We start from the raw sequence: 14,658 nt of genomic DNA, 5'->3' as shown, positions 1-14,658 counted from the left end.
TAAACAGGCCACTTGACGTGGTCATGTAATGACCGCTGAGACGATGATCTAGTCAGGCTGAACGGTTCAGCCGCGCAGAACCGATTTGTTCAGTGGTTCCCTAACGCTGCCAAATTAGCTGATTCTGAAGACATCAAGTACCCCTAAAACATTCTGAACGGATTCAACCCATTGGCCTGCTGCATCATCATACGCTTGGCAAAAGGCACTCGCTCGGCCAAGTGCAGGCTGAGATCGCCCAGTTGGCGCAGCGGTTTTGCGCCGGTGAACAGGTGGTGGAAGCTGTCGGTGGCAGCAATCATCGCTTGGTTGGCGAGGCGGCGCTGGCACTCGAAGCGGTGCAGGCTGATGTGGTCGCCGGGGTCCCGGCCTTTGATGATCAGCTCGGCCAGGGTGTCGGCGTCGTGTAGGCCGATGTTCAAGCCTTGCCCTGCCAGCGGGTGTACCACGTGGGCGGCGTCGCCAATCAGCGCGAGGCGTTTGCCGATGTAGCGCTTGGCGTGTTGGCGCTTGATCGGGAAACTGGCCCGCGCCACGATCCGGGTGAGCTTGCCCAGGCGTTGGGGGAAGGTGGTTTCAATGGCGTGCTGGAGCGCGTTGTCGGAGAGCTGTTCGCGGGCTTTGGTGGCTTCGTCGCTGTCGTACCACACCAGCGAGGCGCGCTGGCCGGGCAGCGGCAGCATGGCAATGGGGCCCTTAGGGGTAAAGCACTGCCAGCTGACATCCTGCTGGGGCAGCTCGGTCTCGACGTTGATGATCATCGCCCGCTGGTGGTAGTCGTAGCTGGTCACGCCAATGCCTACCAGCTCGCGCAGGGTCGAACGGGCACCATCGGCCCCCACTATCAGCCGGGCGCTTAGGGTTTTGCCGTTATCCAGCTCCAGCATGCGGGCGGTGGTGGCCGCCATGGTGCTCAGCGGGGCGCACTGGGTATAGCAGGTCACGCTGGGCAGCTCTTCCAAGCGTTGCCACAGGGCGTACTGCAGGGCGCGGTTTTCGATAAAGATACCGAAGTCGTTCATGCCGCTCTCTTCGGCGGAGAACACGGAGTGGCCGGTGCCATCCTGATTCGCCACATCGATATGCCGGAACGGGCAGCAGCGCTCTCCCGGCAGGACCGCACCGCTGGCTTTCACGAACGCCAGCGAGCGGGCGTTGAGTGATGAAATACGCAGGTCGTAATCGCCGCTGGGGGGCGTGGGGGCGCTGGCGCGCTCTACCAGGCCAACCGACATGCCCGCCTGGCCCAGCCTGGCCGCCAGGGCCGCGCCCACCATGCCGCCACCAACAATGACAATCTCGTGATCCCACTGCATGAGAGGCTCCTTAATCCGCTATCGAGGGCACATTGCATGTGCTTATATTGTCCTACAGTATCGTTGACTTGTCGCAGTATTGCCTAGGGTGATCCATTGACGCAGGCCGTGGAAAGTGTCGAAAAACGAGAGAGCAGCGAGGCAGCCGGGGAAGCACTGGCCGCCTTTATCAAGCGCTACCCCAAACTCTGGGTGATTACCGGGGCGGGCGTAAGCACCGACAGCGGAATCCCCGATTACCGCGATGCCGATGGCCAGTGGAAGCGCCCGCCGCCGGTGCAGCACGGCGATTTCATGAGTTCCTTCGCCGTTCGCCAGCGCTATTGGGCGCGAGCGCTGGTGGGCTTCAAAGCCATGCGTGAAGCCCAGGTGAGCGGGGCGCATCGGGCGCTGGCAGAGCTGGAGGCCATGGGCCATGTGGAGCTTCTCGTCACGCAAAACGTTGACCGTTTGCACCAGCGGGCAGGCTCAAAAAAGGTGATTGATCTGCACGGCAGGGCCGATGTGGTGGCCTGTATGGCCTGTGGCTATCAAATGATGCGCCACGCCATGCACAGTGAAATGGCCCGTATGAACCCAGCCTTTGCCGCGTTGGATGCCCGCCACGCGCCGGATGGCGATGCGGATCTGGAAACCGACTTTTCCACCTTTAACGTATTGGATTGCCCGCGCTGCAAGGGCATTCTCAAACCGCAGGTGGTCTATTACGGCGATGTGGTGCCTCCAGCGCGGCGGCTGGCGGCCCAGGCGGCGCTACAGCAAGCCGACGCGGTGCTGGCAGTGGGCACGTCGTTGATGGTCTATTCCGGCTACCGCTTCTGCCGCGATGCCCACGCCATGGGCCTGCCCGTGGCGTCGCTGTCGTTGGGCGTGACCCGCGCCGATGCATTGCTGACCCACCAGTGGCGCGCACCGCTGACGCCGGTGTTGGAGCAGGCAGTGGCCTGCTTGCAGAACGCTTAACGCGCTTTAGATACCCAAGGGTTGCCCTCGCTCCACAGCCGCCAGGGGGCGTCGCGGTCAGCGGGCTGGGCGTAATCGATGCCCACGCGTGGGCCGCTGGCAACGGCGCCGGGTGGTTCGCTTGGTGAAATCCATAGCCCGTTCGAGGGGTCGTCGCGTTGCGTCATGTCGTGGCCGTAGAGGGCGTTGTCGATACGCAGTGCACGGGTGAGTTTGCCAGGGCCGTTGCTGAGGTTGCGCCCCGCCACGCTGCGCCATGCCCGCATGGCAGACTCGCCGATCACCGGCTCTACCGCTCGAATCAGTACCGCGCAGGGGTTGCCTTCCGGCTGGGTCACCACGTTCAGCAGCCAGTGCATGCCGTACACCAGATAGACGTAGGCGTGGCCGGGTGGGCCAAACATCGCCTCGGTGCGCGGGGTTCGGCGCCGATGGGCATGGCAGGCGGAATCTTCCGAGCCGCGGTAGGCCTCGGTTTCCACGATGCGCGCGGCCATCAGCTCGCCATCCAACTGGCGCACCAGCCAACAGTCCAGCAGGTCTCGGGCCACTTCCAGCGTATCGCGGTTGTAGAAGGCCTGGGGTAGAGGCGTGAGCGCCTCTTGTTCTATCGGTGACTTAACAGGGGTTAACGCGTCTCTTTGCGGCATGCTATCGCCCATTACTTGAGTAAGCTGCTAGGGTATTCTGTAGGCCATACATTGAAAAGCGGAGTTGCCCGTGCTGTCTTTCGAACATCAGTTCGCCACCTTGCCGGAACCCCTGTGGGTGGCGTGCCAGCCCACGCCCGTTGCCCAGCCCAGCCTGATCGCCTTCAACGATGCCTTGGGCGCGCAGCTAGGCATGCAAACCCGGCCCGACGATGCCACGCTGGCCCAATGGTTCAGCGGTAACCAGCTACCGCCAGGGGCCCAGCCTAGAGCGCTGGGCTACGCCGGGCACCAGTTCGGTAACTTCGTACCCCAGCTTGGCGATGGTCGCGCGCTGCTATTGGGCGAAGTGGTGGACCAGCAGGGTGAGCGCCGAGATGTGCAGCTAAAAGGCAGCGGTCGCACGCCGTTTTCTCGGGGTGGCGACGGCCGTGCGCCCCTTGGCCCGGTGCTTCGCGAATACCTGGTGAGTGAATTTATGGCCGCCGTGGGCGTACCCACCACCCGCGCCCTGGCGGCCGTCTCTACGGGCGAGCGCGTGGTGCGCCAAATGGCCGAGCCGGGAGCCGTGCTGACCCGTGTAGCCAGCAGCCATATTCGTGTGGGCACGTTCCAGTTTGCCGCCGTTCGCCGCGATGAAGAAGCACTCAAAGCGTTGGCCGATCATGTGATCGCCCGCCACTACCCAGAGGCGGCCAACGCTGAAGACCCATACCTTGCGCTGCTGGAAGCCGTTACTGCCCGCCAGGCGGCGCTGGTGGCGCGCTGGATGAGCCTGGGCTTTATTCACGGCGTGATGAACACCGACAACTGCAGCATTGCTGGCGACACCATCGATTACGGCCCCTGCGCGTTTATGGAGCAGTTCGACCCGCAGAAGGTGTATAGCTCCATTGACCAGGGCGGGCGCTACGCCTTCGACAACCAGCCGGGCATTGCCCAGTGGAACCTGGCCCGCTTTGCCGAAACCCTGCTGCCGCTGATGCTTGAAGAGGGCGATGCCCTGGTAGAGCAGGCCACCGAGGTACTTCGCGGCTTTACCGCTCGTTTTGGCGCCGAGCAGCGCCGCCTGCATGCCGAAAAGCTGGGCCTTGCCCCGGAAAGTGATCGCGCCGTGGCGCTGATGGAAGCGCTAGAGATCCAGATGCATCAAGGCCGCATGGACATGACCGCGACGTTCGACGCGTTGACGCACTATGCCAAAACACTGGGTGCCCAAGCCTTGAGCGCGGACACGTCAGCCCACTCCCAAAAAGAGGCGCTGCTGGCGCTGACCACGCAGCCCGCTGGCCTTGCCGCTTGGCTGGCCGACTGGGAAAACGCCCAGCAAGCCAGCCAGCAGAGTGAGCGTCTGGAGGCCATGCGCCGCGCCAACCCGGTGGTGATTCCCCGCAACCACCGCATTCAAGAGGTCATCGATGCGGCGGTAGAAGGCGATTTCGCGCCTTTCCACACGCTGCTCGCGGCGGTCACGCAGCCCTTTGATGAATCTGAAGCCACGCGCCAACTGGCCGCCCCTGCCACGGCCAGTGAGCAGGTGCTGCGCACTTTTTGTGGGACGTGACGGCGGCATACCCTGTGATAAACTGTGCTTTTTTACAGTTAATGGCGGAGGCAAGGTCGGCCTGTGCGCAAAATTATCCACTGCGACTGTGACTGCTTCTATGCGGCGGTAGAAATGCGCGATAACCCCGCGTTAACCGATATCCCTATTGCCATTGGCGGCAGTGTGGAGCAGCGCGGGGTGGTGGCCACCTGTAACTATCCTGCCCGCGCGTTTGGCATCCACTCCGCCATGCCCATGGCTCAGGCGCTCAAACGTTGCCCCCATCTCACGGTGATTCGTGGCGACATGGCGAAGTACAAGGCCGTGGCACGCCAGGTGTTTGCCATCTATCGTGATGTCACCGAACTGATCGAGCCGCTCTCGCTGGACGAAGCCTTTCTGGATGTCTCGGATGTCACGCTTCACCACGGCAGCGCCACCCGTATGGCCGAAGCCATTCGCCATCGGGTGAAGCAGGAAGTGGGCATTACCGTCTCGGCGGGTGTGGCACCCAACAAGTTTCTCGCCAAGATCGCCAGCGACTGGCGCAAGCCCGATGGGCTGTTTGTCATTACGCCAGACGATATCGACGCCTTCGTGCAGCAACTGCCGGTGAAAAAAATCCACGGGGTAGGGCCGCGCACCGCTGAAAAGCTGGCGGAGCTGGGTATTCAGACCGGCGCAGATCTGCGCGCCCGGCCACTGACCGAGCTGGTGGAGCGCTTTGGCCGCTTTGGGCATCGCCTGCATGAACTCAGCCACGGGCGCGATGAGCGCCCGGTTAAAACCCACCGCGAACGCAAGTCGATCAGCACCGAGCAAACCTACTCTCAAGATTTACCCACCCTGGAAGCCTGCCGTCGTCAGCTCCCCGAGCTGATTGGCGATTTAGAGCGCCGCTACGCTCGCCTAGACCCGGCCCCCGCCGTGCGCGGTGTAATGGTGAAGGTCAAGTTCAACGACTTCACCCAAACCACTGTCGAACACGCCGACCCCGCACCCAACTTGGAACAGTTCGAAACCTTGCTGAACGTGGGATGGGCAAGGGGTGAGCGCCCCGTGCGCCTGCTGGGGGTGGGCTACCGCTTGGCGGAAGAGACCGCTGCCCAGCAGCTCTCGCTGTTTTAATTAGCCTGTTAACCCTTGGGTGGATTGACGGGTACTCGGGCTCGCGTTAAAACAGACGTATGATAGATAGCGCTTCTTCCCGTTAGCCTAACTGCGAGCCTGCCATGCCTGCCGATGCCACCCAACGCCCCCGCTTAGTGTTTGCCCATGCCAACGGCTTTCCCGGTTTGAGCTACCGCAGCCTGTTAGACCCGCTGGCAGAATCGTTCGATTTACACCCGCTAGATCGGCTAGGCCACCACCCGGACTACCCGGTGAATCACAACTGGGGCAACTTGGTAGAGGAGTTGTTGAGCTACCTGCCCGACACCGATGCACCGCTCTTGGGAGTGGGGCATTCGCTGGGCGGCACGCTGATGGCCATGGCTGCGGATAAGCAGCCGGAGCGTTTTCGCGGTGTGATCATGCTCGACCCGCCGCTGATGCTGGGGCCAGACGCCTGGGCCATGAAAGCGGCCAAGCGTTTTGGGTTCATGGACCGTATCACCCCCGCGGGTAAAACCAAGGGGCGGCGCACGGTGTGGCCCAGCCGTGAGGCCATGGCGACCTCGCTGCGGCGGCGAGGGCTGTTTCGTCGCTTTACCCCCGAGGCACTCAACGACTACATTGAAGCAGGCACGCGACTATTGGACGACGGCAGCGCCGAGCTGACCTTCGACCCGCGCATCGAGCTGGAGATTTTCCGTCACCTGCCGGATCACCTCTCCAAATTACCGCAGCGCGTGGGTGTGCCCATTCAACTGGTGGCGGGGCAGCAGTCGCACTTGATGACGCCTTCACGGCTCAAGCGCATCGCTCGACGCGGGCTGCCGGTGAGTATGGTGCCCGGCACACACATGTTCCCGATGGAGCACCCGGAGGAGACACGCACGGCGATACTGGCCGCGTGGCAGCAGTTTCAAACGGTACAGCCATAGAAGCGATTAAGGAGGCGATATGTACCTTTCCGTACAGCTGAGCTACTACCCGCTGGCCGATGATTTCAAGCTCGTGGTGAAAGAGGTGGTCAAACGTTTAGAGGCTACAGGTCTGGAGGTTCACCCTAACCGAATGAGCACCCAGGTATTTGGCGAGTTCGATGAGGTAATGGCAGCACTGAGCGACGTGATGAAATGGTCGTTCGAGACCCACGGCAAAGCCGTGTTTACGGCTAACTTTTTAGAAGGTGATCGGCGGCCTCGGTAAATAACGCCATCGCGCGTGATGTTCTTCATAGTGCTAAACAAGGCTCAATAACGTGCCCAGCGTTTCCATCCCCCGTTCGCTGCGCTGGGTCCAGGGGTGGCCATAGCTTAAGCGGATGCAGTGGCGAAACTGTTGGGTCGCGGAGAAAATGGGGCCTGGCGCGAGGCTAACGCCATGGTCGAGCGCTGTGCGAAATAGCTGCAGCGAATCCACGTGTTCGGGAAACTCCACCCAAAGGAAATAACCGCCCGCAGGTCGGGTGATGCGCGTATGCGCTGGGAAGTAGCGATCTGCCGCCGCCAGCATACTGGTTTGTTGAGCTTCTAAGGCATGGCGAAGCTTGCGCAAATGGCGGTCGTAGCCACCGTGTTGTAAATAGTCAGCAATGGCGGCCTGGGCGGGGATGGAGGGGGAAATGGTGGTCATCAGCTTTAGCCGCGAGATCTCTTGGGCATAACGGCCGCCCGCTACCCAGCCCACCCGATAGCCGGGTGCCAAGCACTTCGAGAAAGAGCTGCAGTGAATCACTAAGCCCTCATCATCAAAGGCCTTAACGGGGGCGGGCGGCGTGCTGCCAAAATAGAGCTCGGCATACACGTCATCCTCTAGCATGGGCACTTGGTGCTGCTTTAATAACTGGTAAAGCACCTGTTTGCGCTCGTTGCTTAGGCTGGCGCCGATGGGGTTCTGCAGGTGGCTCATAAACCAGCAGGCTTTGATGGGCAGCGTCGCTAATCGCTCTGCCAGCACCTCCAGGTCAACCCCTTCCCGAGGGTGAACCGGAATTTCCACCGCACGCAGTTTGAGCCGCTCCAACACTTGTAGGCTGGCATAAAAAGCAGGTGACTCAATCGCGACCAAGTCCCCTGGCTGAGTCACGCACTGCAGGGCTAGATTGAGCGCCTCCATTGCACCATTGGTAATCACCAGTTCGTCCATCGGCAGCTGAATGCCACCCAGCATGTAGCGCAGAGCAATCTGCCGACACAGGTCGGTATGTCCGGTGGTCATATCAGCCACCACCTGTTGGGGCGAAAGCGCCCGCAAGCCGCGTGTCATGCTGATACTCAAGCGAGAGAGTGGGAACAGCTCAGGGCTAGGGAAAGCCGAGCCAAAGGGCACCGTTTGGTCATCCTGCAGTGAGTCCAGCACCGAGAACACCAGCTCGCTGACCTGCACCTCCGCTGGGTCGGTGGGTTGTAGCGTGACGCGGGGTTCGTTGATCAAGCGCCGTGCGTGTTCACGAACAAAGTAGCCCGAGCGCGCTCGAGCGCTGATAAGCCCCTGGTTTTCCAGTAAGTAGTACGCCTGAAACACTGTCGACGGGCTAATGCCGTGATGGCGGCTCGCCTGGCGCACGGACGGTATGCGCTCGCCAGGGCCCAGTACGCCCTGGCGAATCAGCGTGGCTATTTCGTCGGCAAACTGTTCATAGCGTTTCATGGCATAAACTCGCTGGTGCTTGGCGCGGGTGCTTAGTGGGATCAACAGAATCGATACTCTCAATCAAAAGCATATCAAAACTGATATGGCTTTTTTCTCTAAAACTGCATCTGTTTTAGTGGTTGGCTGGGAGAGCATAGTAGCGGTTCATTCGGTGACGCCCCTCGACCGTATAGATCGCCACTCCCTCTTTTCTGGATATCGGTATGACGCAACGCATTCCACTGCAAGACCTAACCAGCGATGCAGCCGTTGAACACCATTCGCCTCAGGAGAAAACTACGGGTCGCTCGCCATCCACGTCTGGGCATATCTATGTGCGAGAGATACAGGGCTTTTTTCAGCGCATAAGGCGTTATTCCAACTGGCTGCTGATAGCGCTCTATGTGGGCTTGCCATGGCTTCAGTGGGGTGACCGCCCCATGGTGTGGTTTGACCTCTCTGCCCAGGAGTTTCACCTTTTTGCAGCGACGTTTTACCCTCAAGACTTTATCTTGCTGACTTGGATACTGGTGCTGTGTGCGTTTGGATTATTCTTGATCACGGTGGCGGCGGGGCGAGTGTGGTGCGGCTATAGCTGCCCGCAGAGCGTCTGGACGTTTCTGTTTATTTGGTTTGAGCACCGCCTGGAGGGGCCAAGACACCGTCGGATACGCCGCGACAACGCATCTAACACGCTGGGGTCGTTATGGCGAAAAGGCGCTAAACATACCGCTTGGCTACTGATTGCGTTGGTAACGGGCGTCACCTTCGTGGGATATTTTACGCCGGTGGGTGGGCTCGTAAGGGATCTATTCAGCCTAGAGGCGCACCCTTGGGCGCTTTTTTGGATCGGTTTTTTTACTCTGTTTACCTACCTGAACGCTGGCTGGTTGCGCCATCAGGTGTGTCTGCACATGTGCCCCTATGCACGCTTTCAGTCGGCCATGTTTGATAGCCATACGCTGATTGTTTCTTACGATGCCGCCCGTGGTGAGCCCCGCCGTGGTCATCGCAAAGAGGTCGCGGAAGCGGCTGCTGGGGACTGTATTGATTGCGAACTGTGCGTTCAGGTGTGCCCCACGGGGATCGATATTCGTGATGGCCTGCAGTATGAGTGTATTGGCTGCGCGGCGTGTATCGATGCCTGCGATAGCGTGATGGCGCGTATCGATAAGCCGCTGGGCCTGATTCGCTACACCACCGAGCGCGCGCTAGAGGGCAAACCTACGCGGTTTTGGCGACCTCAGCTGTTGGCTTATATGGCGGCACTGTTTTCTATGGTGGTTTTGTTGATCGGTTTCTTGAACGCCCGGGTGCCTATGGATGTAGAGGTCGCCCGAGATCGTCAGACGCTGTTTGAAAGCACGGCCGAGGGGCGCATTATTAACTACTACACTGTGACGCTGCGCAATCAAGATACGAAGGAGCACCAATACGCGCTATCTGCCACCGGTTTGCCCGGCCTGCGTTTACAAGGAGCTGATACATTCGTCTTGGCCGCTAATGAAACGAGACAGTTACGCGTGGCGCTCAATGCTGACGCGTCAGCGTTGACCCAGCCGAGCCACCCGGTGGTGCTGCATATCACTGTGTTGGATGAGCCCGCGATTTACTATAGCAAGGAAACGCGGTTTTTAGGACCGACTCGTCAGTAAGCGTGAGGTCAGGCAGTAATGAGGAACGATACATGATGACCATGCTGATTTTTTTGATGATATTCGTGGGCATAACAGCCGCTTGGTACCAGATTTACCAAATGCATTTCAAGATCAATACCCCTGACGAAACGGCGCTCTCGGGCAATAAAAACAGGCAGATGGATACGCTCACGGCAGCTCTCGAGCGGTCATCGGATGAGGTGGATACTCCACGATTTGATGAGGCGGCGACGCGTATCTTTGGACCTGGGGTCAACCTGGAAGCCCTGCGTATTGCGTTCTCTCAGGAAGGGCGCAACCGCTATGGTGTACCACTTCTGCGACGTAAGAGAGTGCTCATGAGCGGTCCGATGTGTCCGGCAGAAGAGGGAGATATTCGCGCTCGCCATCTGCGGCTGTTCAAGACGAGGTTGCCCTCTATCGATGTCAGGAAGGGATGCATACTGGCGGTCATCGCGAACTGCGGAATCGTACAGCTATTGGCGGCAATGAGTGTGTATACCATTCACTACTCTGTGGACGTATCGGCATTTGCGTGGGTCAATCAACCGGTGATGATCCTATCGGCGATATGGGGTGTGGTGGTCTTGAATATCCTGATCTTCAAGCTCGATACCTATCTTCATGATCTTTATCAGGCGAGACAGTTGAATCAGCTAACGCCCCTGTTCAACTAAAAATAAGCCGTGTGAAACGACAACGCCGCCTCATGGGCGGCGTTGTGGGTAGTGCAACATACTCAGATCAGCGATTCCAGGCAGGACTCGATGATGTCCAGGCCTTCGTTCAGCACGTCGTCTTCGATGGTGACGGGCATCAGGAAGCGGATGGTGTTGCCATACATGCCGCAGGAGAGCAGGATCAGACCCTCTTCACGGGCTTTTTTGCACAGCGCCGCCGCCAGCTCCGGGTTCGGGGTGCGGTCGGTTTTGTTGTTGACCAGTTCGAAGGCAGCCATGGCGCCCATGTTGCGCACGTGGTCGATGCAATCAAACTTGCCTTGCCACTCGTTGAAGCGCGTGGCCAGCTTCTCGCCCAGCGCCTGGCTCTTCTCAAGGATATTTTCCTCTTCGAAGACTTCCATCACCGCCAGCGCGGCTGCGCAGGCGGTAGGGCTACCGGTGTAGGTGCCGCCCAGGGAGTTCGGGCCAGAGGCGTCCATCACTTTGTCAGTGCCCACGATGGCAGAGATCGGCATGCCGTCGGCCATGCTCTTGGCCATGGTCATCATGTCCGGCTCGACGCCGCTGTGCTCGATGGCGAACATCTTGCCGGTGCGGCCAAAGCCTGACTGCACTTCGTCGATGATCATCAGCATGCCGTGCTCATCGCAAATTTCGCGAATCTTCTTCAGGAAGCTGGTCGGGGCGGGGTAGAAACCGCCTTCACCCAGCACCGGCTCCAGAATGATCGCGGCAGTGTCTTTGGGGTTGGCGTCGGTTTTCAGCGTCATCTTCAGGCCGCGAATCGCTTCGTCTTCGCTGACGCCGTGGTAGGGCACCGGGTAGGGCGCGCGGAATACGGTGCCGGGCATCGGGCCGAAATCGGTCTGGTAGGGCGCGACCTTGCCGTTCATGGCCATGGTGTAGAAGGTACGGCCATGGTAGCCGCCATCGAAACAGATGACATTAGAGCGACCGGTAGCGGCGCGGGCGATCTTCACCGCGTTTTCCAGCGCTTCAGCACCGGAATTCGCCAGCATGACTTTGGCGTGACCACGTACAGGGACGATATGGCTCAGCTTCTCGGCGACTTTAACGTAGCCCTCGTAGGGCATAACCGTTTGGCAGGTGTGCATCACCTTATCCAACTGGGCTTTCACAGCGGCCACGACTTTGGGGTGGCGATGCCCCACGTTCAAGACGCCGATACCGCCTGCGAAGTCGATGAAGCGGTTGCCGTCAGCGTCCCAGATCTCAGCGTTTTCGGCGCGGTCCGCAAAGGCGGTGGCGGGGCTTGCAGCGCCCGCCGCGACGTATTTCTGCTTTAGTTCGTTAAGCTCGGCATTGCTCATGACTCAGCTCCTTAAAGGATAGGGTGTAGCTCTAGCATAGTGCGCAATAGCGTTGATCACACTGATGACGATGCGATGACAATCCGGTTGCGCCCGGCTTGTTTGGCCTGATACATCGCTTTATCGGCGCGATCAAGCATTCGAGTACTCGACGTTTCAATGTAACACGCGATGCCTGCTGAAAGCGTCACGGTTAGCTGATGCTGAGTGTAGGGCGTTTTGAGAAGCGGGGCGGTAGGCTCGTTTGCCGCCAATAGCGTCTGATTAAATAATGCCCGCTTGGCGAAGCACTAGGCGCTGTTCATCGGTGATGCCGATGGCATTCAGCACGCTGTCGGTGTGCTCGCCAAGCGTAGGGGGCGCGGTGGTGGCACTGATGGATTCGCCGTTGATGCGGATCGGGTTGGCTACAAGGTTGACCTCACCTGCTTGGGTATGGGGCAACGTTTGTTTCAATCCGCGTGCTTTGACATGGGGGTCGTCGAACACGCGATCCAGGGTATTGATCGGCCCGCAGGGCACGCCCACGGCCTCGAAGGCCGAAAGCCAAGTATCGGTAGGTTGTGCGCCAAGTGCCAATTCCAGAAGCGGTATCAAGGTGTCGCGATGCTGAACACGGCTGCCGTTGGTGGCAAAGCGCTCGTCTTGAGCGAGCTGCGGCTGGTCGATTACCTGGCAGAAGCGTCTGAACTGCTCGTCATTACCGACCGCCACGATCATATGTCCATCGGCCGTGGCAAAGGCTTGGTAGGGCACGATATTAGGATGGGCGTTGCCTAACCGCTGAGGCACCTGACCGGAGGTCAGATAGTTCAACGCCTGATTGGCCAACACGCCCACCTGCACATCCATGAGTGCCAGATCGATATGGCAGCCTTCGCCACTGTCGCGGCGTTGGTAGAGGGCCGCCAGCACCGCGTTGGCCGCATACAAGCCGGTAAAAATATCGGTAATGGCGACCCCCACCTTGACCGGGCCGCCCCCTGATTCACTGTCCGGTTTACCGGTCAGGCTCATGAGGCCGCCCATGGCTTGGATCATGAAGTCGTAGCCCGCCCGGTGGGCGTAGGGGCTCTCCTGGCCAAAGCCGGTGATAGAGCAGTAGACCAGGCCAGGATTGAGTGCTTTCAGGCTCGCGTAGTCCAGGCCGTATTTTTTCAGCCCGCCGACCTTGAAGTTTTCCAGCACCACGTCCGATTGAGCCGCCAACTGCTTGATCAGCGCTTGGCCTTCGGGCTTGGCCATATCCACCGTCACCGAACGCTTACCGCGATTGGCGCATAGGTAGTAGGCCGATTCAGCGCTGCCGGAGAGCCACGGAGGCCCCCAATGGCGCGTGTCATCACCGCTTTGGGGGCGCTCAATCTTGATCACCTCGGCACCCATGTCGGCCAGCATCTGCCCGCACCAGGGGCCTGCCAGTACCCGAGAGATGTCGAGTACCTTGATGCCTGCCAGGGGCTTTGCGACTGTGCTCATGGGGTGCCTCGCTGAGTGATGACGACGTTAGAAGAACGACTGAATGCCGGTTTGCGCGCGGCCCAGAATCAGGGCGTGCACATCGTGGGTACCTTCGTAGGTATTCACGGACTCCAGGTTCACCATGTGACGAATGACGCCATACTCGTCAGACACGCCGTTACCGCCGTGCATGTCGCGGGAAACGCGGGCGATATCCAGCGCTTTGCCACAGTTGTTGCGTTTGATCAGCGAGATCATTTCCGGCGCCCAGTTGCCGCTGTCCATCAGGCGGCCCACCTGCAGGGCGGCTTGTAAGCCCAGGGTGATTTCGGTCTGCATGTCGGCCAGCTTCTTCTGGATGAGCTGGTTGGCGGCGAGCGGGCGGCCAAACTGCTTGCGGTCCAGAGTGTATTGGCGGGCGGCGTGCCAGCAGAACTCAGCGGTGCCCATCACGCCCCAAGCGATGCCGTAGCGGGCTTTATTCAAACAGCCGAAGGGGCCTTTCAGGCCGCTCACGTTAGGCAGCAGGTTCTCTTCGGGAACGAAAGCGTTGTCCAGCACGATCTCGCCGGTGATAGAGGCACGCAGCGATACTTTGCCTTCGATTTTCGGGGTGGAGAAGCCTTCGGTACCACGCTCGACGATGAAGCCTTTGATCTGGTTATCGTGGGCAGCGGACTTGGCCCAGACCACCGCGATATCGGCAATCGGGCTGTTGGTGATCCACATTTTCGCGCCGGTCAGGCGGTAGCCACCATCGACTTTTTCCGCACGGGTGATCATGGAGCCCGGATCGGAGCCATGGTCGGGTTCGGTCAGGCCGAAGCAGCCCACCATCTCGCCGCTGGCAAGCTTGGGCAGGTATTTGTGTTTCTGCTCTTCGGAGCCATACGCTTCGATGGGGTACATTACCAGCGATGACTGCACGCTCATGGCCGAGCGGTAGCCAGAATCGACACGCTCCACTTCACGGGCGATCAGGCCATAAGCCACGTGGTTGACGCCCGCGCCGCCGTATTCCGGGGAAACCGTGGCACCTAGCAGACCCAGCTCGCCCATCTCGGACATGATCTCGCGGTCGAAACGCTCTTCGCGGAAGGCGCTCAGCACACGTGGCTGCAGGTTTTCCTGGCAGTAGTCGTGGGCCGCATCGCGGATCTGGCGCTCTTCGTCGGTGAGCTGGTATTCGAGAAGCAGCGGGTCGTCCCAGTTGAAGCGTGTCATGGCGTGAACTCCGAAAGATGATCGTGTTGAGTTCAATGTATCGCCGTTATTTAAAAATTTCTACATTTTTTTAAAACGCAGAATTTAA

14 protein-coding genes are annotated in these 14,658 nt (G+C 59.7%); 7 read left to right on the top strand and 7 right to left on the bottom strand.

Annotated elements, in window-relative coordinates; translation table 11 throughout:
• Nucleotides 1–143: 143 nt before the first annotated feature.
• A complete protein-coding gene (locus tag RVM26_RS11740) occupies nucleotides 144–1,316 on the bottom strand; it encodes a UbiH/UbiF/VisC/COQ6 family ubiquinone biosynthesis hydroxylase (protein WP_498938770.1) in 1,173 nt (390 codons plus the stop codon).
• A gap of 96 nt (nucleotides 1,317–1,412) precedes the next feature.
• Between RVM26_RS11740 and RVM26_RS11735 the strand changes: the two genes are divergently transcribed.
• Complete coding sequence (locus RVM26_RS11735) at nucleotides 1,413–2,279, top strand: SIR2 family protein (RefSeq protein WP_498938768.1); 867 nt, start codon at nucleotides 1,413–1,415, stop codon at nucleotides 2,277–2,279.
• On the opposite strand, the gene RVM26_RS11730 is transcribed toward RVM26_RS11735, so the two are convergent.
• Nucleotides 2,276–2,929, bottom strand: a complete 654-nt coding sequence (locus RVM26_RS11730; RefSeq protein ID WP_498938766.1) for a DNA-3-methyladenine glycosylase — start codon at nucleotides 2,927–2,929, stop codon at nucleotides 2,276–2,278. The two genes, RVM26_RS11735 and RVM26_RS11730, sit on opposite strands and share 4 nt — an antisense overlap.
• 70 nt (nucleotides 2,930–2,999) lie before the next feature.
• Between RVM26_RS11730 and RVM26_RS11725 the strand changes: the two genes are divergently transcribed.
• The 4 genes from RVM26_RS11725 (at nucleotide 3,000) to RVM26_RS11710 (ending at nucleotide 6,788) form a co-directional block, all read left to right on the top strand.
• Nucleotides 3,000–4,493: a protein adenylyltransferase SelO gene (locus tag RVM26_RS11725; protein ID WP_498938764.1), complete on the top strand. Its 1,494-nt coding sequence runs from the start codon at nucleotides 3,000–3,002 to the stop codon at nucleotides 4,491–4,493.
• 63 nt (nucleotides 4,494–4,556) lie between these two features.
• A complete protein-coding gene (dinB, locus tag RVM26_RS11720) occupies nucleotides 4,557–5,603 on the top strand; it encodes a DNA polymerase IV (RefSeq protein WP_498938762.1) in 1,047 nt (348 codons plus the stop codon).
• Nucleotides 5,604–5,707: 104 nt separating this feature from the next.
• Nucleotides 5,708–6,520 carry an alpha/beta fold hydrolase gene (locus RVM26_RS11715; RefSeq protein WP_498938760.1) on the top strand — a complete coding sequence of 271 codons (813 nt, stop codon included), beginning with the start codon at nucleotides 5,708–5,710 and terminating at the stop codon, nucleotides 6,518–6,520.
• A 19-nt stretch (nucleotides 6,521–6,539) separates the two neighbouring features.
• Complete coding sequence (locus RVM26_RS11710; RefSeq protein WP_498938758.1) at nucleotides 6,540–6,788, top strand: YkoF family thiamine/hydroxymethylpyrimidine-binding protein; 249 nt, start codon at nucleotides 6,540–6,542, stop codon at nucleotides 6,786–6,788.
• A gap of 33 nt (nucleotides 6,789–6,821) precedes the next feature.
• Here the strand turns inward: RVM26_RS11710 and mapR are convergent, their stop codons facing one another.
• The gene (gene mapR / locus RVM26_RS11705) at nucleotides 6,822–8,231 is read right to left on the bottom strand and encodes an aminotransferase-like domain-containing protein (protein ID WP_498938756.1); all 1,410 of its coding nucleotides are present in this window, start codon (nucleotides 8,229–8,231) and stop codon (nucleotides 6,822–6,824) included.
• A 206-nt stretch (nucleotides 8,232–8,437) separates the two neighbouring features.
• Here mapR and ccoG point away from each other — a divergent pair, with 206 nt between their 5' ends.
• Both ccoG and RVM26_RS11695 read left to right on the top strand, forming a co-directional pair.
• On the top strand, nucleotides 8,438–9,868 hold the full coding sequence (gene ccoG / locus RVM26_RS11700) for a CcoG/RdxA/FixG family protein (RefSeq protein ID WP_498938754.1): 1,431 nt from the start codon (nucleotides 8,438–8,440) through the stop codon (nucleotides 9,866–9,868).
• Nucleotides 9,869–9,900: 32 nt separating this feature from the next.
• Nucleotides 9,901–10,548: a hypothetical protein gene (locus RVM26_RS11695; RefSeq protein WP_498938752.1), complete on the top strand. Its 648-nt coding sequence runs from the start codon at nucleotides 9,901–9,903 to the stop codon at nucleotides 10,546–10,548.
• A 62-nt stretch (nucleotides 10,549–10,610) separates the two neighbouring features.
• On the opposite strand, the gene gabT is transcribed toward RVM26_RS11695, so the two are convergent.
• Genes gabT through RVM26_RS11675 form a run of 4 tightly spaced genes read right to left on the bottom strand, consistent with a single transcriptional unit; the run spans nucleotide 10,611 to nucleotide 14,570 of the window.
• Nucleotides 10,611–11,885, bottom strand: coding sequence for an aspartate aminotransferase family protein (gabT, locus tag RVM26_RS11690; protein WP_498938750.1), 1,275 nt, complete (start codon nucleotides 11,883–11,885; stop codon nucleotides 10,611–10,613).
• A gap of 56 nt (nucleotides 11,886–11,941) precedes the next feature.
• On the bottom strand, nucleotides 11,942–12,139 hold the full coding sequence (locus RVM26_RS11685) for a GGDEF domain-containing protein (protein WP_269061811.1): 198 nt from the start codon (nucleotides 12,137–12,139) through the stop codon (nucleotides 11,942–11,944).
• A gap of 10 nt (nucleotides 12,140–12,149) precedes the next feature.
• Nucleotides 12,150–13,364 carry a CaiB/BaiF CoA transferase family protein gene (locus tag RVM26_RS11680; protein WP_230834495.1) on the bottom strand — a complete coding sequence of 405 codons (1,215 nt, stop codon included), beginning with the start codon at nucleotides 13,362–13,364 and terminating at the stop codon, nucleotides 12,150–12,152.
• A gap of 27 nt (nucleotides 13,365–13,391) precedes the next feature.
• Nucleotides 13,392–14,570: an acyl-CoA dehydrogenase gene (locus RVM26_RS11675; protein WP_498938748.1), complete on the bottom strand. Its 1,179-nt coding sequence runs from the start codon at nucleotides 14,568–14,570 to the stop codon at nucleotides 13,392–13,394.
• Nucleotides 14,571–14,658 lie beyond the last annotated feature (88 nt).

This window comes from Halomonas sp. KM072 (assembly GCF_050710315.1).
GTDB classification, from domain to species: Bacteria; Pseudomonadota; Gammaproteobacteria; order Pseudomonadales; family Halomonadaceae; genus Vreelandella; species Vreelandella hamiltonii.
Note: the sequence above shows the minus strand (reverse complement) of the source record. Positions and strands in the feature narration are given on the sequence as shown.